Genomic DNA, 19,933 nt, shown 5'->3' with positions numbered 1-19,933 from the left:
GGCGAGACAGCCTAGGCGGTACGCCTGGGAAGGAACACTCAGGCGCGCGGCAGTCGAACCTCGGCCGTTGTGCCGCCGCCCTCGCGGGGGCGCAGCGACACCCAGCCCTGCTGCCGCTCGACCAGCCGGCGCACCAGGTAGAGCCCCAGGCCGGCCCCCGGGTGCCGGCGCCGGTCGTCCACGTCGGCCTGCCAGTATCGCTCGAAGGCCCGCTCGACGTGCTCGGGACGGATGCCGATGCCCCGGTCGGAGACCCGGAAGCGCAGCGTCTCGCCGTCGGCGGCGGCGCACAGCTCGATCGGCGAGTCGGCCGGGGAGTTCTTCTCCGCGTTGGTGGCCAGCTCGGTGAGGATCGTGGCGATCGACTCGCGTTCGCCGTACGCCTTGGGCAGCTCGGCCGGCAGGTTGCCGCGCACAATCCGGCGGCGCAGGTCTTCGGGCAGCTCCTCGACCGCGCCGCGGAGGGTCTCGGGCAGGTCGAACGGCCCGGGCTCGGCCACGCCGATCTCGCCGTCCTCGCTGGTCGCGGTCAGCAGCCGGTCGACCAGCCGGGCGAGCTCGCCGGCCCGGGCGCCGACCACCCGGACGGCCTCCCGCCGGCCGTGCTCGCCGAGCGTCTCCCAGTGGTTGGTGAGGGTGTCCGCGTACCCCTTGATCACGGTGACCGGGGTGCGCAGCTCGTGGCTGGTCACGGCCAGCCAGAGGTCGCGATTTTCCTGGCGGCGGATCTGGTCGGGATCGCGGGGCTCGATGAAGTAGAGCTGCCCGATAATTCCGGCAAGAACCTCCAAGACCGATTTATCCGAATCAGCGGAGACGTGCAGTGAGCCGATCACCGTCTCCCCGGCGCGGCTCAACGCGCAGAATCCGCCGGGAAAGAAGTCGTCGACGCGCCGCCCGATCGCCGGAACCCAGTCGCCCGACGCCGCGACGACCCGTTTTTCGCCATTCGGGCCATACTCCACAAAACTGGCGGCGGACGTGCCCAGCACCTCCTGGGCGAGGCGGACGATCTGCTCCACGACCGGCAGCCCCGTCTCGCCGGCGTTGAGCCGATCCAGGACGGCGAGCTGACCCCGGGTCAGCGCGGCGTAATCGGGTCGCTCCGGCATGACTGCGAGTCTGCCTCGCTTCCGCCGTTTTGGGCAGACGGTTGCACGCTGATCTTGAAATCTTTCACCGTGACGTGTGAGACGTCACATGTCGGCCAGTCGATCCAACACGAACTTCGGCCGGTCGGTGATCACGCCGTCCACCTGGTGGTCGAGCACCATCTCGAGATCGTCCGGCTCGTTGACGGTCCACACGTACACCTGATGCCCGGCCTGCTTGATGCTCGGCACCAGGCCGGGCCGCGCGCGCACCAGCCCGACCCCCGGCCCGGCGATCCGGGCGCCGAACGGCAACCGGCCGCGGCCCACCCCGGGCGGCAGGATCTCCAGCAGGTAGACGGTCGGCACGGCGGTGGCCTGCGCGCGGATCCGGCGCAGCGCGAGCGCCGCGAACGACATCACCGTGACCTGCACGTTGTCGTCCGGCAGGCGGTGCCGCCGCAGCGTCTCGACCAGCTTGCGCTCGACCTCGGCGCCGTAGCGGGACGGGTGCTTGGTCTCGATCAGCAGGCGGACCGGGCGGCCGTGGTCGCGCAGCGCCTCCAGCAGCCGGTCGAGGGTGAGCAGCCGGCTGAGATCGGGCAGCTCCTCCTCGGCCGGGTAGCCGGGGTGCCAGGAGCCGAAGTTCAGCTCGTCCAGCTCCGCCAGCGTCTTGCTACTGACCAGGCCGCGGCCGTTGCTGGTGCGGTTGAGGTTGCGGTCGTGCACGCAGACGAGGTGGCCGTCCCGGGTGAGCCGAACGTCACACTCGAGACCGTCGGCGCCCTCCTCGAGGGCGCGCAGGTAGGCCCCGAGCGTGTGCTCGGGCAGGGCGTCCGCGCCGCCGCGGTGCGCGAAGACCAGCGGGCGATAGTCGCTCACTCCGTCACAGCACCTGAGCCGGTTGCCCGTTCTCGCTGACGACCTCGCGGCCCGAGGCGGCCCAGCGCTGCATGCCGCCGTCGAGGTTGCGCACGTTGTCCCAGCCGTTGCCCATCAGGTACGACACCACCTGGCCGGAGCGGCCGCCGGAGCGGCAGACCACGACGACCTCCGCGTCGGTCGGCACCTCGGCCATCCGCGCCGGGATCTCCATCATCGGCAGGTGGTGGGCGCCCGGCGCGTGGCCGGCCGCCCACTCGTCGGGCTCTCGCACATCCAGCAGATAGGTGCCCTCCGCGACATCGCCGGGAGTCACGCCGGGAACTTGGGGTCCGAACACGGCTCCCAGCTTACGAGGTCGGTTTCTTGAGGTTCGCGGCCATCCAGTCACTCATCTTGTCGTTGGCCACGGCCTGGTAGAGCGCGAGCGCCTTCTCCTTGTCGGCGACCACCACGGACTGGCCGGCGATCGTCTCGCTGCCCTTGTTCGGGCTGGTGATGAAGGTGAGGTTGCCGCCGCGCAGGTCGCGGAACTGGACCGCCATGTCGCTGAGCGAGAAGTCCTGGTCGACCCGGACCGCCGCGGTCGCCGACTTGAGGAAGGCGTCGAGCTTGCCCGGGTCGGTCAGCGTGCCGCTGCTCGCCGCCTTGTCCAGCACCGCCTTGAGGAACTGCTGCTGGTGCTGCATGCGGGCGAAGTCGCCGCGGGCGAACTGCTTGCGCTGGCGCACCCAGTCCAGGGCCTGCTCGCCGTTCATGTGCATCATGCCCTTGGTGAACACCCGGTGCGGCTTGTGGATCGACGTGATGGTCTGGTCCACGTACAGGTCGACGCCGCCGAGCGCGTCGGTGACCTCCTTGAAGCCGCCGAAGTCGATCGCCATGACATGATCGATCTTCACGTCGGTGAGGCACTCCACCGTGTGTACGGCCCGGGGCAGCCCGCCGAACGCGAACGACGCGTTGATCTTGGCGCGGCTGCCGTCGCCGCATGCCGCGGTGTTGCTCTTCGGGATGACCACCCACAGGTCCCGCGGGATCGAGATCAGCTGCGCCGTCTTGTGGTCGGCCGGGACGTGCATGAGGATCAGCGTGTCCGCCCGCCAGGCGTTGGCCTGGTCGTCCTTGGTGTCCGGGTCGCGCGAGTCGCTGCCCACCAGCAGGATGTTCAGCGCGCCCTGCACCTGCTTGGCCGGGCGGTCGCCGGTGAGCTTGGAGAAGGCGTCGACGCGCTTGAGGTTGCTGTCGAGGTTGCTCGCGTAGCCGTACAGCGAAATGCCGGCGATCACCGCGATGATCAGCACGGCCAGGCCCCCGAGCAGGGCGATGCGGCCCCAGCGTGGTTTCAACCGGGGCCGCCTCGCCGGCGGTTGGTCAAAGGAGGGCGGCTGAACCGAGGCTCGTCCGACGGTCGTAGACATGGAACCCAGGTTACGGAGGGTCCGCCGTCGTGCCTGGTGATCGACACTCCTTCGGCACTAAGGGGGGAGTCAGTGCGCTCCGTAACCGGTGAGCGAGCGCACCTCCAGTTCGGCGTACTTCGCCGAGTCGTCCTCCTTCGAGAGCACCGTGCCGATCCAGCCGCAGAGGAAGCCGAGCGGGATCGAGATGATGCCGGGGTTGTTGAGCGGGAACCAGTGCCAGTCGCTGTCCGGGAACATGGCCGTCGCCGAGCCGGACACGACCGGGGAGAAGAAGACCAGCACCACCGCGGAGATCAGGCCGCCGTAGATGGCCCACAACGCCCCGGCGGTGTTGAACCGCCGCCAGAACAGGCTGTACAGGATCGCCGGCAGGTTGCCCGACGCCGCCACCGCGAACGCGAGCGCCACCAGGAACGCCACGTTCTGCTTCTGCGCCAGGATGGACAGGAAGATCGCCACGGCGCCGATGACCAGGGCCGAGATCCGGGCGACCCGCACCTCGTCCCGCTCGCTGGCGGTGCCCCGCTTGATCACGTTGGCGTAGAAGTCGTGCGCCACGCTGGACGACGAAGCCAGGGTCAGGCCGGCCACCACGGCGAGGATCGTGGCGAACGCGACCGCCGCGATGATCGCCAGCAGGATCGCGCCGCCGGTGTCCCCGCCGAAGTACTTGATGCCCAGCGCCTGGGCCAGCTGCGGGGCGGCGGTGTTGCCCGCCTTGTCCTGCGCGGTGATCGCCTTACCGCCCACCAGGGCCGCCGCGCCGAAGCCGAGGGCCAGGGTGAACAGGTAGAAGACGCCGATGATGCCGATCGCCCAGACCACGCTCTTGCGGGCCGTCTTGCTGTTCGGGACCGTGTAGAAGCGGGTCAGGATGTGCGGCAGGCCGGCCGTGCCGAGCACCAGCGCGATGCCGAGCGAGACCAGGTCCATCTTGCTGTAGAAGGTCTCCGTGGCGGTCGCCTTCTCCACGCCGTACCGCAGGCCCGGCTCGAGGAAGGCCGAGCCCTTGCCGGACTGCGCCGCGGCGTCGCCGAGCAGGGTGGACAGGTTGAACTTGTAGTGCGCGAGCACCAGCACGGTCATCACTAGCGCGCCGATCATCAGCATGAAGGCCTTGACGATCTGCACGTACGTGGTGCCCTTCATGCCGCCGACCGTCACGTAGACGATCATCAGCGCGCCGACCAGGATGATCGTGGCGACCTTGGCGGTGTCCGCGTCCATGCCCAGGAACGTGGTGCCCGGCTTGATCCCGAGCAGCAGCGAGACCAGCGCGCCGGCGCCGACCATCTGCGCGATCAGGTAGAAGATCGAGACCACGATCGTGGAGATGCTCGCTGCCGAGCGGACCGGCCGCTGGCGCATCCGGAACGCCAGCACGTCGGCCATCGTGTACCGGCCCGAGTTGCGCAGGAACTCGGCGACCAGCAGCAACGCCACCAGCCAGGCGACCAGGAAGCCGATCGAGTACAGGAAGCCGTCGTAGCCGTACAGCGCGATCAGGCCGGCGATGCCCAGGAAGGACGCGGCCGACATGTAGTCACCGCTGATCGCCATGCCGTTCTGGAAACCGGAGAACTGCCGGCCGCCGGCGTAGAAGTCGGTGGCCGTCTTGGTCTGCCGGCTCGCCCAGATGGTGATGCCCAGGGTGATCGCCACGAAGATCAGGAACAGCGTGATGGTCAGTCCACGGGTGGTGGACGCGGAGGCCTCCGCCAGCAGGTGCGATTCCATCACTCAGCACCCTCTTCCATCTTGTTGCGGATGCTGTCGGCGATCGGGTCGAGCTCACGGCTCGAGTAGCGGGAGTAGTACCAGGCGATCAGGAACGTCGACGCGAACTGCAGCAGCCCGAAGATCAGCGCCACGTTGATGTTGCCGACGATCTTGGCGCTCATGAAACCGCGGGCGTACGCGGACAGCAGCACGTACAGCAGGTACCAGGCGAAGAACGCCACGGTGGTGGGGAAGACGAAGCTGCGCAGCTTGTGGCGCAGCCGCTGGAAATCCTCGGACTTCTGGACGTTCTGGTATCTCTCGGTGGAGGACTCGGACGGTACTTGTGTCGTCACCGGGATTCACCACCTTCGGTGGGGACGGGCGGACTTTCGGGCAACGTACGAAGCCCTCCGCCCCGGTGACCGCCGCCGGTCGGCCTCTGCGCCGAGTGGTGGTCTGACTGCGCCGAGTAGGTCAGCGGTAGCGGCCGCGGTAGTGGATCAGGGGTTCCGTCGCGGCACCGAGGGAGACCGTTTCGATCACCCCTTCGACCAGCAGCGCCCAGCCGCACTCGCGGGCGCTCGCCAGGCGGCAGCCCGCCCAGGCGCCGAGGTGCGCCGGCACCGGGCCGTGCTCCGTGGTGGACCACTCGCCGGTCGCGAACAATCCGCCCGGGGCCGGCATCAAGCCGGCGAACCGGTCGGCGAGTTGCCGGTCGTCCGGGCCGAGTGGCGTCACCGCGAAGCGGCCGGTCTCCTCGAGCGTCGCCCAGAGCTCGCTCTCCTCGTCGATCAGGCCGAGCACCCGGCCGGGATCGCCGTCGGCGACGAGCATCGAGGACACGGTGAGTCCCCGCGGGCCGGGGGTGGTCCAGAGCGTGACGGGGGCCGCCAGTCGGCCGCGTAGCCGCCGGACCGGGGACCGCTGCTCGTCGGGCGTGGCGAAGGGGTCGTCCGAGTGGATCCGGCCGCCGGGCTCGTCAGGTGTCACGGGGATCATTCTGGCGCGCTCCTCGGGGTGGTTGTTCGGTGCGAGGTAATCCGCTCCGTAGTCGCGTACGTACCCGGCGGCGTGGATAGGGACGAGCCGTGGCCGCAGCCGGGCGACGTGCTCTACGTCGGCGCCGCGGCCAGCGTCCAGTTCCAGGGCGACCGCGCGCTGACGTTCCGGGTCATCCGCGTCGACCCCCGGCGAACCTACGACGGTTGGTTATGGATCGACGGTTACGTGCTCGGCCCGAACGGCGACGCGATTGAACGCCGCGTCATCTTCGTCCGCCGCGACGGCCTGCGAAAAAAGCCCTGAACCACGTCACTCGGGCGGGTTGACGATCATCTGGGGGCCCGTGCCGCGGGCGGCGAGGCGGTCGGCCGGGTTGATCAGGTTGCAGCGTTGCAGGGAGAGGCAGCCGCAGCCGATGCAGCCGGTGAGCTGGTCGCGCAGCCGCTGCATGAGCAGGATGCGTTCCTCCAGCTTGCCGCGCCAGTGGGCGGAGAGCCGTGCCCAGTCCGCCTTCGTCGGGGTGCGCTCCTCGGGCAGTTCGGCCAGCGCCTCGCGGATCTCGTCGAGCGACACCCCGACCTGCTGGGCAATCTTGATGAAGGCCACCCGGCGCAGCTCGGAGCGGTGGTATCGCCGCTGGTTGCCGCCCGTGCGGGTGGAGCGGATCAGACCCTCGCGCTCGTAGTAGCGCAGGGCCGACGGCGCCACCCCGCTGCGGGCCGCCAGGTCACCGATCGCGAGGGTCTCCATCACACTGCCCTTGAGTTGAAGTTCACTTCAAGTTGCAGCCTATCGGTATGACAGTCACAGCACTCCCCAGCGAGGAGATCCGGCGGATCACCGGGGACGAGAAGCACGCACCCAGCTCGTACTCGACGCTCGACGTGCTCTGGGTGCTCTACGACCGCGTGCTGCGGATCGACCCGCGAAGACCGGACGAGCCGGACCGCGACCGGTTCCTGCTCTCCAAGGGCCACGGCCCGGCCGCCTACTACGCCGTGCTCGCCGCGAAGGGCTTCTTCCCGGCCGACTGGCTCGACGACATGGGCGGCTGGGACAGCCCGCTCGGCAACCACCCGGACCGCCTGCGGGTGCCCGGCGTCGAGATCGGCACCGGCTCGCTCGGCCATGGTCTGGGCCTCGGCGTCGGCGTGGCGCTCGGCCTGCGCGCGCAGGGGCTGCTCGAGCCGCGCGTCTTCGTGCTGCTCGGCGATGCCGAACTGGACGAAGGATCAAACCACGAAGCGATTGCGTACGCGGCGGCCACCCGGCTCCCGCTCACCGCCATCGTGATCGACAACCAGTCGGCCACGCACGGCTGGCCCGGCGGGATCTCGGCCCGCTTCCCCGGCTGGATCACCTCGGTGATCGACGGCCGGGATCACGACATGATCGAGCACGCCCTGACCCGGCGCCACCATGACCGGCCCAACCTGGTCGTGGCCACTGTGGAACCGAAGCGAGGCTGAACCATGATGCGGGAGACGTTCGTCGAAACCACCACGGCGCTGCTGGACGAGGATCCGCGGACCGCGCTCGTGCTCGCCGACATCTCGGCCGACGCGTTCGAGCCGGCCCGGCGCCGGCACCCCGACCGGGTGCTCAACGTCGGCATCCGCGAGCAACTGATGACCGGCGTGGCCGGCGGGCTCGCGCTGACCGGGCTGCGGCCGTACGTGCACTCGTACGCCCCGTTCGTGATCGACCGCGCGTACGAGCAGATCAAGCTGGACCTCGGGCATCAGGACGCCGGCGCCGTGCTGGTCAGCATCGGCGCCTCGTACGACGGCTCGGCCGAGGGCTACACGCACCAGTCGCCGGGCGACGTCGAGCTGCTCGACACGCTCGGGGGCTGGACCGTGCACGTGCCGGGCCACCGCGACGAGGTGGCGGCCCTGCTGCGGGACGCGGCCCGGCACGACGACCGGGTCTACATCCGGCTAGCGCTGCAGGAGAACTCGCGGGCGTACCCGGACAGCGGGCGCCTCCGGGTGATCAGGCGCGGCGGCCCGCTGGTGGTCGCGGTCGGCCCGATGCTCGACCCGGTGCTCGAGGCGACCCGGGACCTGGAGGTGACCGTGGCGTACACGAACACGCCGCGCCCGCTCGACGCCGAGGGGCTGCGGGCGCTGGCCGAGGGCGAGGTCGTCATGGTCGAGCCGTACCTGTCCGGCACCTCGGCCCGGCAGGTCGCCGAGGCGCTCGGCGGCCGCCCGCACCGGGTGCTGCACCTGGGCGTCGGCCGCGACGAGGTCCGCCGTTACGGCAGCTGGCAGGACCACGCGCGGGCGCACGGCCTCGACGCGGCGGGCCTCCGCGCGCCGATCAAGGAGTTCCTATGGTGACTTTTAGGCGACCGCGGCTCGGGGTGCACGGAACACGTGCTCCAGGAGCGAGTCGAAGTGCCAGACCGCCTCGGGCTCGCCGAGCCGTAGCCGGAAACGCTCACGTACCCCGTCCACCGCCGTGGCCGCCAGTTCGACGGCCGAGCGGCCGTGGTCCGGCGTCCAGGTCACGTTGTTGAGGTGCCGCAGGTTGGCGTTGAGATGCAGCCGCAGCCGGTGGAAGACCTTGGTCTCCTGGGTGACCACCAGCCGGCGGTAGGTGAGCAGCAGCAGGTATTCGCCGGCCAGCGGGGTGTCGGGCCGGTAGCAGCGGCTGACCAGCACGGTGGTGTCGTCCGGCTCTACGCAGCGGCGGAAGACCGGCATGTGGCGGCTCACGGTCGGGATGGCCACACCGGCTTCGGCGGCGGCGGGCAAGAACGTACGGGAGAACACGTCCATGTGGCATTCAACGCGCGCCCCGGCGGAGGGGCATCGGGCAACACCGGATGAATGTCGAATTACAGCCGAGCGACAATCGTTACGTCGCCATTCCGCTGCCATAGTGGGTGCATGCAGTGGCGCGTCAGGCCGGTTCTGCCGGTCACCAAGCTGATGGGCGCGGTCGCGATCGTGGTGCTGGCGGCCGCCTTCGCCGGGCCCGACCCGATCCGCTGGGCGATCGGCCTGATCGTGGCCGTCGCGCTGGCCGTCTGGGGGCTGCGCGACCTGTTCGCGCCGGTCCGTCTGGCGGCGGACGCGTCCGGCGTCACGGTGGTCGCGGGTTTCGCGCGCCGCCGGCATCTGCCCTGGTCGGCCGTCGAGCGCGTACGCGTGGACCGCCGCACCCACCGCGGCCTGCGCTCGGAGACGCTGGAGCTGGACGCCGGCGACGCGATCTACCTGTTCAGCGCGAACGACCTCGGCGCGCTCCCGGAGGACGTCGTCGCCACCCTCGCCGACCTGCGCCCTAACGCAGCGCCGGCCTGAGCACGTCGGCGCACCACTCGCGGAACCCGGTCGGCGAGCTCGTCGCCGGGGTCCGCTGCGCGGCGTTGTCCAGCCCTCGGTCCTTCGCGTTCATCATGTCGAGCATGGCCTGCGCCATCGGCTCGGACATCCCGCGGCCGACCAGCCCGGCCTTGAACTCGTCGCCCGGCTGCCGCTCGTAGCGCACCGGCCGGCCGAGCACCTCGGTCAGGATCGCGGCCAGGTCCTCGAAGGACAGATCCTCCGGTCCGAGCACCGGGACCTCCTCGACCCCGGTCCACGAGTCGTCCAGCAGCCAGCGGGCGGCGACCGCGGCGATGTCCCGGGTGGCACAGAGCGGCGCCTTCAGATCCCCGGCGATCGGCCAGCTCAGCACGCCCTGCCCGATCCCGTGGACCTGGCGCAGCAGGTTGTCCATGAAGGACGGCAGGGCCAGCGCCCGGTACGCGACGCCGGTGCTCGCGATCAGGTCGTCCATCGCCAGCGAGGCCGTCACCAGCCCGGCCTCGCCGGCTACCGGGGTGCCCCGGCCCAGCGCGGTGATGCCGACGACCCGCTCGACGCGGTACCTCCGGAAGGCCTCGGCGGCCGGGCGGGTGAAGTCGACGTAGGCGGCCAGCGCGCTCGCCGCACGCGGGTCGGCCGGAGTCAGCCAGAAGACGGCGTCGGCGCCGGCGAACGCCCGGTCGGCCACCGCCGGGTCGCCGTGCGAGCCGGCCACGACCTCGGCGTGCTCGCGGGTCCGATCGGTGAGCTTGGCCGGGTCGCGAGCGACGACGCGCAGCGGGACCTCCGCGTCGAGCAGGCGTTCCAGCAGCTGGCGGCCGATATTGCCGGTGGGTGCGGTAACAACGATCATGCAATCCATTTCAGGCCGGGCCGGCCCGAACCTGAAGGACCGATCCGATCGGCATTGATACCGTGGCGATATGAGTGACCTGGAGGTGCGCCAGCTTCGCTACTTCGTCGCGGTGGCCGAGGAGCTGCACTTCGGCCGGGCCGCCGAGCGGCTCGCGATGGCCCAGCCGCCGCTCTCCCGGGCGATCCGCGACCTGGAACGCCAGCTCGGCGTGCGACTCTTCGAGCGGACCACCCGGCAGGTGAGCCTGACCCCGGCCGGGGAGGTGCTGCTGCGGGACGCCCGGACCGCCCTCGACGCGATCAGCGCGGCCGGCCGCCGCGCGCAGCAGGCCGGCCGGGTCACGCCGGCGCTGCGGCTCGCGCTCAAGGCCGACTACGACGCCGGCCTGCTGCCCGAGATCCTGTCGGCCTATCAGTCGGAGGCGGCGGCGCTGCCGGTCGAGGTGCGGCTGGGCGGGCGCGGCGAGCAGATCCCGCCGTTGCACGACGGGCGGGCGGACATCGCGATGCTGCCGCTGCCGTTCGAGACGCAGGGGCTGGACGTCGAGACGATGCTCACCGAGCCGCGGGTGGTCGCGCTCGCGGCCAACGACCCACTGGCCGCGTACACCTCGTTGCGCCTCGCCGACCTGCGCGGGCGGCGCCTGCCCGACGGGACGGCGGCCGAGCGGGGCGGCCTCGTCCCGCCGCCGCCGGGGTGGAAGCCGAGCGGCATGGACATCGCGCAGATCTTCACGCTGATCGCGCTGGGCAGCATCGTCTTCTACGTGCCGGCCTCGCTGGCGAGCCGCCAGCCGCGGCCGGACATCGCCTACCGGCCGGTCGCCGAGTTGGCGCCGTCGACGCTGATGCTGGCCTGGCCGCAGGCGACCCGTTCGCCGGCGGTGGCCGCGTTCGTGCGGGTGGCGACCGCGGTGGCCGCGGCGCGCTACCCGGCGCCGGCCACCGAAACGATCGACGCCTAACCTTCGGCCGGCGCCCGGCCGGTCGAGGGGTCGCCTTCGGCGGCCGCTGCCCGGGCCGCTCGCACGAACGCCGCGACGGGCCGGGAGCGGCTGCCCTCCGGCCAGGCCACCACCAGCGTGGCCGGCTCGGCGTCCGGCACCGGGCGGTAGACCACCCCGGCGTACGGTCGCCCGGCCGCCGAGTCGCTGACCAGCGCGACCATCCGGCCCAGCGCGACCAGTTGCATGACCTCGCCGGCGTCCCGGATCACCGGGCCCGGGCCGAGGTCGGCCGCCTCCGGCCACTGCGGCATCGTCTCGCCGGCCAGGTCGGCCAGGCCGATGCTGTCCTTGGCGGCGAGCGGGTGGTCCTCGGCGAGCGCGACCATCCGGCCCTCCACCCCGAGCGGCTCGCTGGCCAGGCCACGCAGGTCGTTCTGCGGGTGGTGCAGCAGGCCCACGTCGGCCTGCCCGCCGCGCAGCATCGCCGCCCGCTCGCGGATCGAGAAGGCGAACTCGACCGGCAGCGCGTCCGGATCCGCCTCGTATCGGGCCAGGATCCGGCGCAGCAGGCCGCCGTCGCCGCCGGGCTTCATCGCCAGCACCAGCGACCGCTGCGGCTGGCCGGCCCGCCGGGTGCGGCGGACCGCCGCGGCGACCGCCTCCAGCGCCGGCCGGGCCTCGCCGAGGAGCACCTCGCCGGCCGCGGTGAGGCGGGTGCCTTTGCCCGTACGGTCGAAAAGCTCGACGTGCAGGCGATGCTCGAGCCGCCGGATCGCCCGGGACAACGGCGGCTGCGCGATGCCGAGCCGGTCGGCGGCCCGGCCGAAGTGCAGTTCCTCCGCGACCGCCACGAAATACCGCAGCTCACGGGTCTCGACGTCGTCCGTCATACCGCAAAGGTATCGCCGCACACCCGATCTATCTTGGACGCCGGCCGGTCGCCGCTGGTCCGATGGAGTCATGCAGACGACGAAAATCGCCCTGGTCACCGGGGGCAATCGGGGAATCGGCGCGGCGATCGCGCACGGGCTGGCCGAGCACGGCATGACGGTGGTGATCGGGGCGCGCGACCCGCTCGCGGGCGAGGAGGCGGCCCGGCGGATCGGCGGCCGCTCGGTGCCGCTGGACGTGACCGACGACGTCTCGGTACGGGACGCGGCCGCCCGGATCGAGGAGTGGTACGGGAAACTGGACGTGCTGGTCAACAACGCCGGTGTCTCCGGCGGCCTGGACGGCCAGCAGGTCGGCGAGGTGGACCTGGCGGTGGTGCGCGCGGTCTACGAGACCAACCTCTTCGGGGTGTTCCGGGTCACCGAGACCTTTCTGCCCTTGCTGCGGACGGCCGGCGCGGCCCGGATCGTCAATGTCTCCAGCGGCACCGGCTCGCTGGCCTGGCAGTCCGATCCGGCGCACAAGTACGCCACGTCGCGGATCGCAGTCGCCTACCCGTCGTCGAAGGCCGCGCTCAACATGCTCACCGTGATGTACGCGAAGGGCCTGGCCGCCGACGGCATCTCGGTCAACGCCATCGCGCCGGGCGCCTGCGCCACCGACTTCGCGGCCGGGCTGGGGCTGTCGCTCGAACGGACGGCCGAGCAGGGCGCGGCGATCGCCGTTCGGCTGGCGACGGTGCCGGAGAGCCCGACCGGGTCCTTCCTCGAGGACGCCGGGACCGTCCCCTGGTGAGGGCGGGGACGGTCCCGGCGTACGCAAGCAGAGGTTTTAGTGGTGCGTGACGTGGATGACGTGCGCGACGCTGGGCACGCCCTTCGCGTTGAGCGCGAAGAGCATCCAGTAACCCGGCACCGCGACGCCCGGGTCCGACGGGATGGTCAGCTTGTACGTGCCGTCCGCGCCGACCGACAGCGGCAGCGAGAGCCGGCGCTGGTCAGTGTCGACCGAGTGGGTCGCCGACCCCATCCGGACGATGGCGAACGACGTGACCGCGCTGTCGGTCGTCACGTTGAAGCTGTCGCCGTTCTGCAGGGTCTCCGGCGCGTCGGTGATGGCCGGGCGCTGGGCGGCCGAGCCGTCCGCGTTGAGCAGGTACGGCGGGGTGAAGATCTGCGAGTCGGGGTGGTTCGTGGCGCAACTGCCGCAGAGGCCGCCGCCGCCGCTGAACACCCGGCCGTCCGGCAGCAGCAGCGCGACGCTGTGGTAGGTGCGCGGCACTGCCATCGTGTCCATCGTGCTGAACTGACCGGAGGTCGGGTCCCACAGCTCGGCGTTGAGCACCGCGGTGTTGTCCGAGAACGGCACCGCGTAGTTCTCGCCGCCGATCACCAGCACCTTGCCGTCCGGTAGCGCCACGCTGTTCTGGAACGCGCGGGTGTTCGCCATCGACCCGACCGCCCGGCTGGTCACCGTGCCGTCGTCGTTGATGGTGACCACGTGCGCGTCGGCGGTGGCGTCCGAATTGTTGTAGTTCGGCGAGCCGCCCAGCGTGAGGATCTTGCCGGTGTCGTACATGACGGCGCTGCCGTTCATCTCGTCCGCGTCGCTACGGGTGCCGGCCGGCGAGACCGAACCGTCGCCGTCCACCGAGTACCAGTTCATCGCCTTGCTCGGACCGGCCTGCAGGATCTTGTCGCCCTTCCAGGCGAACAGCCACGCGTGGTTGTCCTTGCGGTAGTCGCCGAGCGCGTTGCTGTCGTTGGTCAGCATCGGCACGACGTCGGCGCCGGGCAGCGCGTGCCAGCCGACGCCGGGCGTCCAGACCTCGCCGGCCTTGTGCGGGTTGGTGCCGGTGCCGCCCACCGGGCCGCTCCACGAGCCGCCGATGGTGAACACCTTGCCGCTGCCGAGGGTGACGCTGGCCTGGTAGCCCCGGCCGGTGGTCAGGTTGCCGCCGTCGGTCCAGGCGTCCGTGGCCGGGTCGTAGATGCTGGTCTTCTGGTTGTTGTTGCCGCCGGTGACGATCACCCGGCCGTCCGCCAGCACCGAGATGCCGGGGCAGAACATGTCGTGCCCGGTCTCGGTGACCGTCCGCTGGGTCACCACGCCGGTCTTCGGGTCGTACGTGGCGGTGATCGTGCTGAGGCCGTCGCTGCCGTTGTAGGCGTTCGGCAGGTAGGCCGCCCAGGTCAGCACCTTGCCGTTGGGCAGCAGCGCCGCGGCGACCGGGACCAGCGGGAAGCCGACCGGCGCGCCCCAGGTGCCGCGGTTGGGGGTGACCGAGCCGCTCGCGCCGAGCAGGTTGAGCTCGGCGATCGAGGTCCACGGGCCACGGTTGCCGGCCTCGGTGGTGGCGGTCAGCCGCACGTATTTCGCGTCGACGGGCGGGAACACCACCGTCTGGCCGGCCGGGCTGTCGCCGAACTTCCCGGCGCTGATCCGGGTCGTCCAGGTCTTGTTGTCCGTCGACGTCTCGATCTTGTACGAGCCGATCCGCCCGTGGTTGCTCGCGGCCGGACGGGGCAGATAGGAGAGGCCGCCGACCGCCTGGACCTTGCCCATGTTGACGGTGATCCAGTGCGGCAGCGGCTTGGCCGGCGCCGGCGAGTACTGGCTGTGCCAGTACGTGGCGTTGCTGCCGTCGATCGCGCGGGTGGCCGGAGCGGTCTCCGACTTCGTCTCCTGCGAGTCGGCGGTGACCGTCCAGCCGGTCCGGGCCAGCGTCGGGTTGTCCCGGCCCAGCACGTTGATCTCGGCGGCGCTGCTCCACGGCCCGCGGCCGCCGGCCTCGGAGATCGCGGTGAGGCGGACGTAGCGCGCGATCTGCGACGGGAACGTGATCGTCTGCGCGAGCTTCTTGTCGGCGAACTTGCCGCTGACCGACTGCGGCGCCCAGGACACGCCGTCGACGCTGGTCTGGACCGTGTAGCTGCCGATGTCGCCGTTGTTGGACGCATCCTGGCGCGGCAGGTAGCTCAGGCCGGACACCAGGTTGTTCTTGTGCATGTCGATGGTGAAGGTGTGCGGCAGCGGCGTCGGCGGGGTCGAGCTCCACGCCGAATGCCACATCGTCGCGGTGTTGCCGTCGATGGCGTTGATCGCCGCGCCGGACTGCTTCGCGGTCTCCTGGCTGTCGGCCGCGACCGTCCAGCCGGTCCGCGGCAGCGCCGGGTCCGTCCCGCCGAGCAGGTTGATCTCCGCGGCCGAGGTCCAGGTGACCCGGTCGCCGGCCTCGCTGAGCACGGTCAGCCGCACGTACCGGGTCACCGTGGTGCCGATCGTGATGGTCTTGACCGTGTCGTCGTCGGCGAACGTGCCGGTGGCGACGTTCGCGCCCCAGGTCGTGCCGTTGTCGCTGATCTGCACCTGGTACCGGCCGATGCGGCCGTTCGCGCCGTCGGAGGGCATGTAGGTGAGGCCGCTCAGCGCGATCCGGTTGTGCGTGTCGATCGTGATCGAGTGCGGCAGGGCGCCGCTGCCGCTCTTCCACGAGGTCTGCGCGTCACCGTCGAGCACCCGGGAGGCGGCGGCGTCCGCGCTGTCGGCGGTGGCTGTCCAGCCGGTGCGCGGCAGGGGCGCGGCGGTCGTCACGGCGACCGGCACCGCCTCGGGCATGATGTGCCCGGCGTGCGGATCGGCGGTGACCGGCTCGGCGGCCGTCGCGCTGTCGTTGCCGGCCTGGTGGTGCAGGATCACGGCGGTGCCGGTGAGCACGCAGAGAACAGCGGTGGCCGCGGCCCGGGTCCAGTGGTGGCCACGCATGTGCATGCTTGGGTTCCCCCGTGAGCGGAAAATGAGCTGAGCTCAAACACTCAACGTCGATCCCTCGCGCGCGTACATCGGCGGAACGCCAGGAGAAGACGGCCGAACGGACTAGTGACGCCAGCCGGTTGACCGTCTGATGTGGTCGGGGTGCCAGTTCGCCGGCGATATATCGGGCGAAGGCGGATTTTCCGCTACGTGGATCTGTGTGGATCTGAAGCTTTTGGCCAGTCTTGCCGCAAATGCGAGTGCTTCAGAACCAATTTCATTACGCCGCCTGGTCAGCCGAGCAGGGACATGGTCCGGAGAACGGACGCGACAACGAGCAGGACCAGGACTATGGCGCAGCCCGCCACCTGGAACTGTGTTCGCCGGGCCGATGGGGCGTACGCCAGGATGAGGCCCACCACGCCGCCCACCACCAAGCCGCCCAGATGGCCTGCCACGGAGATGTTCGGCACCGTGAAGGTGAAGAGCAGGTTGACCACCAGGAGCGGGATCAGGGCGCTGATGTCCAGCTTGAGGCGCCGGTTCACGATGATGATCGCGGCGAACAGGCCGAAGATCGCGGTCGAGGCGCCGGCCGCGCCCTGGTTGGCCGGGGTGAAGAGGTAGGCCGCCACGTTGCCGCCCAGGCCGGCCAGCAGATAGAGCGCCACGAAGCGCGCCGGGCCGAGCCGGGCCTCCAGATAGCGGCCCAGCTGCCAGAGCACCCACATGTTGAGCAGGATGTGCAGCACGCCGTAGTGCAGGAACATCGCGGTGCCGAGCCGGTACCACTCGCCGGCGGCGATGCCGTGCACCGGGCCGCCCAGGGTGTACGGCGCGTAGCCGAGCACCTCGCCCCACTGGGTGACCGGCGTGGCGGAGCCCAGCATGCCGAACCACCCGCCGGAACCGCCCAGTGCCTTGGCGCCGCCGGAGATCGCCGAGATGACGAACACGATGACGTTGAGGGCGATCAGCGAGCGGGTCGCCAGGCCGGACTGACCGGCGCGGCTCCCCCCGAAGGCGGTCCGCGCCGGCCGCTGGCTGCGCCGGCCCTCCGCGACACATTCCGGGCATTGGTGGCCGACCGCCGCCTCGTTCATGCAGTCGGGGCAGATCGGCCGCTCGCACCGGGTGCAGCGGATGTAGGTCTCCCGCGACGGATGCCGATAGCAGACCGGTGCCGTCGAGGGAGCCTCACTCATGCATTAACCGTACGTCGGTGAGGATTGTTCGCGACGGTGGAGACCACTTGCATGACTTACGCCGTGCGTTTGTCCGGGTAGGTCGCGAACAACCCTCAGTCGTTCACCCGCTCGATTTCCACGCGCTCGACCACCACGTCCTCGACCGGGCGGTCGCCGGGGCCGGTCTTGGTGGTCGCGATCGAGTCGACGACCTTGGCCGACGCCTCGTCGGCGACCTGGCCGAAGATGGTGTGCCGCCGGTTGAGGTGGGGGGTCGGGGCGACCGTGATGAAGAACTGCGAGCCGTTCGTACCCGGGCCGGCGTTCGCCATGGCGAGCAGGTACGGCCGGTCGAACTGCAGCGCCGGGTGGAACTCGTCGCCGAACTTGAAGCCCGGGCCGCCGCGGCCGGTGCCGGTCGGGTCGCCCAGCTGGATCATGAAGCCGGCGATGACCCGGTGCGAGATGGTGCCGTCGTAGTAGGGCGTGCCCTTGCCCTGCTGCCCGGTGCGCGGGTCGACGTAGTCCTTGCTGCCCTCCGCGAGCTCCACGAAGTTGCGCACGGTCGCCGGGGCGTGATCCGGGAAGAGCTGCAGCCGGATCGGGCCGTGGTTGGTGTGCAGGGTGGCGAAAAGCTTCTCGGCCACGGGTACTCCTGTCTGTGTCGCGTTCGCCCCTGGCGTACCTCGTAGGGGCGATGGGACAGTTCGGTTTGTAGTTCGGATCCTCCCCTATGTGTCTGATACCCCCACGACGGGGTACCAGTTAAGGGCACCATGACGTGGGAGAGAACCACAGGAGGTGGGCACTGGTGTTCGCAACGATGCGCCGCAGGAGCCGAAGCCGGCGGATGAAGAACGAGCTCGGCCAGAGCGTTGACCACTTCAAGCGCGCGGCGTCGATCGCGGCTCAGGAGACCAGCGCGACGGTCGGGCCGAAGCTGCAGACCGCGGTCGACAAGGTGCAGCCGGCCGCGGCGAAGGCCAAGGACGCCGCGTCCAGCGGCTGGGACAGCGCCCTCGCGACGCTGACTCCGCTGGTCAACGCCGCGACGGACAACGTCCGGCACGCGGGCAAGATGAGCAAGCGGCAGGCGAAAAAAGCCGCGAAGCAGAACAAGAAGTACGCGAATCAGCTGCGCAAGAAGGCCGAGCGCCGGGCCGACAAGCGCCGTGGTTCGCGGCTGATGGGTTATGCGCTGATCGGCACGGCAGTCGGTGTCGGCGCGGCGTACCTGGCCCGGCGCCGCAAGGCCGGCCAGTGGGACGAGTACGACCCGGCCACCCCGATCGGGTCGTCGCAGGTCGGCGGCGCGGACGACGCGGCCTTCGAGCCGGCCGAGCCCTCCTCGTACACCACGCCGAACGGCACGTTGCCGGACGCGGCTCAGCAAACCCCTCGGTAGCAGGCCCCATACCGTTCAGGGCGGGCGCCGGCAACGGCGACCCGCCCGGCGGTGTGCCTACGGTGCGACGGCCTGGCGGGCGGCGGCCGGGTCGAGCGACGGGCCGCGCGGCACCATCGAGACCAGCTGGGACGGGATCTGCGGGAGCTTGGCTCCGGCATACCCGAGCTTGGTGATCAACGATCGGTTCGCCAGCGGATAGCCGCGGCCGGTGTCGGTGATCAGCACGACCGTGCTGCTGTCGGCCGGCGCGTTCGGCGAGGGGGAGAGCGACGCGAGGACGCCCTTTCCTCGCGCGATGTGTACGAAATCGGCGATCTCGACACTCGCCGGGGTGTCCGGGCCCGCCGGGACCTGGGTGCCGTTCGGCACAGTCGGGTCGATCCGCAGGCCGTCCCGGCCGTTCGGGTCGATCGGGAGCGTCATGCAGGCCCGGGACGGGGTGCCGTCGTGCAGCTTGGGCACGTTGTACGGCAATGCGTTCGGCTTGTTCTCGTCGCTGAGGGCATTCTTGGACTGGTTGATCTGGGCGAACTTGTTGCCGATCGTCTTCGGCTGGTTGACGTCGGGCAAGGCCTGCAGCAGCTTGGCCTGCATCGGGGTGATGATGGCCATGTCATCGGTACGGATCATCCCGAACTGCTGGCCCGAGTCGGTCACGATGTCACCGACCTTGAAGCCGTTGATGTTCGAGTCGGCGCCCCTGTTCGGCGGCAGGGCCGGCCCGACCAGCTCCTTGCCGACCGGGATCGTGTTCTCGAACGCGGTCGCGATCGGCCATGGCTCCTTGCCGGCCCAGCCGAGCACGCTCAGCGTCGCGTTCAGACGGTCGTCGGGGATCATGTGTCGCTGGTTGTCGTAGACCAGCCAGGCGTGGTCCGGGTCGCGGATCAGCAGGGCCTCGCCGGCCTTGGCGGCCACCGTGCCGTCGGTGAGCTTGTCGCCGATCAGCAGGGTGCTGCGCGGCGCGCCCGCGTCGCCGCCGGTGCACACCGACCAGCGCTCGGTGAGCAGCGAGCCCTTGGCCGGCAGCGAGTCGGGCGCGTTCGGGATGCCCAGGGTGGCGCCGAGCTCGACGGCGGCCAGCTTGTCCGACGAGATGCTTTCCAACTCGGGGGCATCCGCGGTGGCCAACAGCAGGCCGGAGGTGTAATTCAGCACCGGGTGCAACTTGCCGTCGAGGTAGACGAACCGGGCGCCGGTGCCCTTCTCCTGGAACACGACCGACGGGTCGGTGGCGTTGGCGCTGCTCTGCCCGGTCAGGACGCCGTAGATCGTGGCGCCGAGCACGGCGAGGCTGGCGATCAGCAGGCTGACCAGGGCCGTCATGCCGGCCCGGCGCAGCGGCGACTTCGACGGGTCGGGGTCGTGCGTGACCAGCGCGGCCACTACCCGCTGCAGCGAGTACTGGTACGAGTGGAGCTGGTCCTGACGCGACGGCACGCTGTCACTCT

22 protein-coding genes are annotated in these 19,933 nt (G+C 70.6%); 7 read left to right on the top strand and 15 right to left on the bottom strand.

Annotated elements, in window-relative coordinates; translation table 11 throughout:
* Positions 1-38 precede the first annotated feature (38 nt).
* From IH26_RS0136240 to IH26_RS0136210, 7 genes are all read right to left on the bottom strand, one after another.
* Positions 39-1,112: a sensor histidine kinase gene (locus IH26_RS0136240; protein ID WP_030440791.1), complete on the bottom strand. Its 1,074-nt coding sequence runs from the start codon at positions 1,110-1,112 to the stop codon at positions 39-41.
* An 84-nt stretch (positions 1,113-1,196) separates the two neighbouring features.
* Positions 1,197-1,973, bottom strand: a complete 777-nt coding sequence (locus IH26_RS0136235) for a glycerophosphodiester phosphodiesterase (RefSeq protein WP_030440790.1) — start codon at positions 1,971-1,973, stop codon at positions 1,197-1,199.
* A gap of 4 nt (positions 1,974-1,977) precedes the next feature.
* On the bottom strand, positions 1,978-2,313 hold the full coding sequence (locus IH26_RS0136230; RefSeq protein WP_030440789.1) for a rhodanese-like domain-containing protein: 336 nt from the start codon (positions 2,311-2,313) through the stop codon (positions 1,978-1,980).
* A 10-nt stretch (positions 2,314-2,323) separates the two neighbouring features.
* The gene (locus IH26_RS0136225; protein ID WP_030440788.1) at positions 2,324-3,394 is read right to left on the bottom strand and encodes an LCP family protein; all 1,071 of its coding nucleotides are present in this window, start codon (positions 3,392-3,394) and stop codon (positions 2,324-2,326) included.
* Between the two features lie 69 nt (positions 3,395-3,463).
* The gene (locus tag IH26_RS0136220; RefSeq protein WP_030440787.1) at positions 3,464-5,134 is read right to left on the bottom strand and encodes a solute symporter family protein; all 1,671 of its coding nucleotides are present in this window, start codon (positions 5,132-5,134) and stop codon (positions 3,464-3,466) included.
* Positions 5,134-5,472 carry a DUF485 domain-containing protein gene (locus tag IH26_RS0136215; protein ID WP_030440786.1) on the bottom strand — a complete coding sequence of 113 codons (339 nt, stop codon included), beginning with the start codon at positions 5,470-5,472 and terminating at the stop codon, positions 5,134-5,136. The genes IH26_RS0136220 and IH26_RS0136215 overlap by 1 nt, the downstream gene beginning before the upstream one ends.
* Before the next feature lie 121 nt (positions 5,473-5,593).
* Positions 5,594-6,118: a flavin reductase family protein gene (locus tag IH26_RS0136210; protein WP_030440785.1), complete on the bottom strand. Its 525-nt coding sequence runs from the start codon at positions 6,116-6,118 to the stop codon at positions 5,594-5,596.
* 108 nt (positions 6,119-6,226) lie between these two features.
* Between IH26_RS0136210 and IH26_RS0136205 the strand changes: the two genes are divergently transcribed.
* The gene (locus IH26_RS0136205) at positions 6,227-6,424 is read left to right on the top strand and encodes a hypothetical protein (RefSeq protein ID WP_245665820.1); all 198 of its coding nucleotides are present in this window, start codon (positions 6,227-6,229) and stop codon (positions 6,422-6,424) included.
* Positions 6,425-6,430: 6 nt separating this feature from the next.
* Here the strand turns inward: IH26_RS0136205 and soxR are convergent, their stop codons facing one another.
* A complete protein-coding gene (gene soxR, locus IH26_RS0136200; RefSeq protein ID WP_030440783.1) occupies positions 6,431-6,874 on the bottom strand; it encodes a redox-sensitive transcriptional activator SoxR in 444 nt (147 codons plus the stop codon).
* A gap of 44 nt (positions 6,875-6,918) precedes the next feature.
* On the opposite strand from soxR, the gene IH26_RS0136195 reads away from it, so the two are divergent.
* Positions 6,919-7,590, top strand: a complete 672-nt coding sequence (locus IH26_RS0136195) for a thiamine pyrophosphate-dependent enzyme (RefSeq protein ID WP_034216703.1) — start codon at positions 6,919-6,921, stop codon at positions 7,588-7,590.
* Between the two features lie 6 nt (positions 7,591-7,596).
* The gene (locus IH26_RS0136190; RefSeq protein ID WP_030440781.1) at positions 7,597-8,466 is read left to right on the top strand and encodes a transketolase family protein; all 870 of its coding nucleotides are present in this window, start codon (positions 7,597-7,599) and stop codon (positions 8,464-8,466) included.
* Positions 8,467-8,469: 3 nt separating this feature from the next.
* Here IH26_RS0136190 and IH26_RS0136185 read toward each other — a convergent pair whose 3' ends face one another.
* Positions 8,470-8,907: a hypothetical protein gene (locus IH26_RS0136185; protein ID WP_030440780.1), complete on the bottom strand. Its 438-nt coding sequence runs from the start codon at positions 8,905-8,907 to the stop codon at positions 8,470-8,472.
* A 111-nt stretch (positions 8,908-9,018) separates the two neighbouring features.
* On the opposite strand from IH26_RS0136185, the gene IH26_RS0136180 reads away from it, so the two are divergent.
* On the top strand, positions 9,019-9,435 hold the full coding sequence (locus tag IH26_RS0136180) for a PH domain-containing protein (protein WP_030440779.1): 417 nt from the start codon (positions 9,019-9,021) through the stop codon (positions 9,433-9,435).
* Here IH26_RS0136180 and IH26_RS0136175 read toward each other — a convergent pair.
* Positions 9,416-10,294 carry an NmrA family NAD(P)-binding protein gene (locus tag IH26_RS0136175; RefSeq protein WP_030440778.1) on the bottom strand — a complete coding sequence of 293 codons (879 nt, stop codon included), beginning with the start codon at positions 10,292-10,294 and terminating at the stop codon, positions 9,416-9,418. The two genes, IH26_RS0136180 and IH26_RS0136175, sit on opposite strands and share 20 nt — an antisense overlap.
* A gap of 70 nt (positions 10,295-10,364) precedes the next feature.
* Here IH26_RS0136175 and IH26_RS0136170 point away from each other — a divergent pair, with 70 nt between their 5' ends.
* A complete protein-coding gene (locus tag IH26_RS0136170; RefSeq protein WP_030440777.1) occupies positions 10,365-11,261 on the top strand; it encodes a LysR family transcriptional regulator in 897 nt (298 codons plus the stop codon).
* On the opposite strand, the gene IH26_RS0136165 is transcribed toward IH26_RS0136170, so the two are convergent.
* Positions 11,258-12,133, bottom strand: a complete 876-nt coding sequence (locus tag IH26_RS0136165) for a LysR family transcriptional regulator (protein ID WP_030440776.1) — start codon at positions 12,131-12,133, stop codon at positions 11,258-11,260. The genes IH26_RS0136170 and IH26_RS0136165 overlap by 4 nt on opposite strands.
* Before the next feature lie 70 nt (positions 12,134-12,203).
* On the opposite strand from IH26_RS0136165, the gene IH26_RS0136160 reads away from it, so the two are divergent.
* A complete protein-coding gene (locus IH26_RS0136160) occupies positions 12,204-12,929 on the top strand; it encodes an SDR family NAD(P)-dependent oxidoreductase (RefSeq protein WP_030440775.1) in 726 nt (241 codons plus the stop codon).
* A gap of 36 nt (positions 12,930-12,965) precedes the next feature.
* Here the strand turns inward: IH26_RS0136160 and IH26_RS0136155 are convergent, their stop codons facing one another.
* The 3 genes from IH26_RS0136155 to IH26_RS0136145 all read right to left on the bottom strand — a co-directional run bounded on the left by IH26_RS0136155 (position 12,966) and on the right by IH26_RS0136145 (position 17,721).
* Positions 12,966-15,905 (bottom strand): galactose oxidase family protein, encoded by a 2,940-nt coding sequence (locus tag IH26_RS0136155; protein WP_030440774.1) that lies wholly within the window; start codon positions 15,903-15,905, stop codon positions 12,966-12,968.
* A 275-nt stretch (positions 15,906-16,180) separates the two neighbouring features.
* Entirely contained in the window at positions 16,181-17,092 is a 912-nt protein-coding gene (locus tag IH26_RS0136150; protein WP_030440773.1) for a rhomboid family intramembrane serine protease, read from the bottom strand.
* 95 nt (positions 17,093-17,187) lie between these two features.
* Positions 17,188-17,721: a peptidylprolyl isomerase gene (locus IH26_RS0136145; RefSeq protein ID WP_030440772.1), complete on the bottom strand. Its 534-nt coding sequence runs from the start codon at positions 17,719-17,721 to the stop codon at positions 17,188-17,190.
* Between the two features lie 203 nt (positions 17,722-17,924).
* Between IH26_RS0136145 and IH26_RS0136140 the strand changes: the two genes are divergently transcribed.
* Entirely contained in the window at positions 17,925-18,479 is a 555-nt protein-coding gene (locus tag IH26_RS0136140) for a hypothetical protein (protein WP_030440771.1), read from the top strand.
* Between the two features lie 57 nt (positions 18,480-18,536).
* On the opposite strand, the gene eccB is transcribed toward IH26_RS0136140, so the two are convergent.
* Complete coding sequence (gene eccB, locus IH26_RS0136135; protein WP_030440770.1) at positions 18,537-19,922, bottom strand: type VII secretion protein EccB; 1,386 nt, start codon at positions 19,920-19,922, stop codon at positions 18,537-18,539.
* Between the last annotated feature and the right edge of the window lie 11 nt (positions 19,923-19,933).

This window comes from Actinoplanes subtropicus (assembly GCF_000721705.1).
In the GTDB taxonomy this organism is placed as follows: domain Bacteria; phylum Actinomycetota; class Actinomycetes; order Mycobacteriales; family Micromonosporaceae; genus Actinoplanes; species Actinoplanes subtropicus.
This window is presented reverse-complemented; position numbering and strand designations above follow the sequence as displayed.

What these genes read in the sequence shown, in the direction of transcription:
- IH26_RS0136175 (WP_030440778.1), bottom strand. Translation starts at nt 10,294, where the DNA reads ATGATCGTTGTTACCGCACCCACCGGCAATATCGGCCGCCAGCTGCTG.
- IH26_RS0136150 (WP_030440773.1), bottom strand. Translation starts at nt 17,092, where the DNA reads ATGAGTGAGGCTCCCTCGACGGCACCGGTCTGCTATCGGCATCCGTCG.
- IH26_RS0136195 (WP_034216703.1), top strand. Translation starts at nt 6,919, where the DNA reads ATGACAGTCACAGCACTCCCCAGCGAGGAGATCCGGCGGATCACCGGG.
- IH26_RS0136225 (WP_030440788.1), bottom strand. Translation starts at nt 3,394, where the DNA reads ATGTCTACGACCGTCGGACGAGCCTCGGTTCAGCCGCCCTCCTTTGAC.
- IH26_RS0136185 (WP_030440780.1), bottom strand. Translation starts at nt 8,907, where the DNA reads ATGGACGTGTTCTCCCGTACGTTCTTGCCCGCCGCCGCCGAAGCCGGT.
- IH26_RS0136210 (WP_030440785.1), bottom strand. Translation starts at nt 6,118, where the DNA reads ATGATCCCCGTGACACCTGACGAGCCCGGCGGCCGGATCCACTCGGAC.
- IH26_RS0136160 (WP_030440775.1), top strand. Translation starts at nt 12,204, where the DNA reads ATGCAGACGACGAAAATCGCCCTGGTCACCGGGGGCAATCGGGGAATC.
- IH26_RS0136155 (WP_030440774.1), bottom strand. Translation starts at nt 15,905, where the DNA reads ATGCACATGCGTGGCCACCACTGGACCCGGGCCGCGGCCACCGCTGTT.
- IH26_RS0136240 (WP_030440791.1), bottom strand. Translation starts at nt 1,112, where the DNA reads ATGCCGGAGCGACCCGATTACGCCGCGCTGACCCGGGGTCAGCTCGCC.
- IH26_RS0136170 (WP_030440777.1), top strand. Translation starts at nt 10,365, where the DNA reads ATGAGTGACCTGGAGGTGCGCCAGCTTCGCTACTTCGTCGCGGTGGCC.
- IH26_RS0136220 (WP_030440787.1), bottom strand. Translation starts at nt 5,134, where the DNA reads ATGGAATCGCACCTGCTGGCGGAGGCCTCCGCGTCCACCACCCGTGGA.
- IH26_RS0136165 (WP_030440776.1), bottom strand. Translation starts at nt 12,133, where the DNA reads ATGACGGACGACGTCGAGACCCGTGAGCTGCGGTATTTCGTGGCGGTC.
- IH26_RS0136190 (WP_030440781.1), top strand. Translation starts at nt 7,597, where the DNA reads ATGCGGGAGACGTTCGTCGAAACCACCACGGCGCTGCTGGACGAGGAT.
- IH26_RS0136180 (WP_030440779.1), top strand. Translation starts at nt 9,019, where the DNA reads ATGCAGTGGCGCGTCAGGCCGGTTCTGCCGGTCACCAAGCTGATGGGC.
- IH26_RS0136140 (WP_030440771.1), top strand. Translation starts at nt 17,925, where the DNA reads ATGAAGAACGAGCTCGGCCAGAGCGTTGACCACTTCAAGCGCGCGGCG.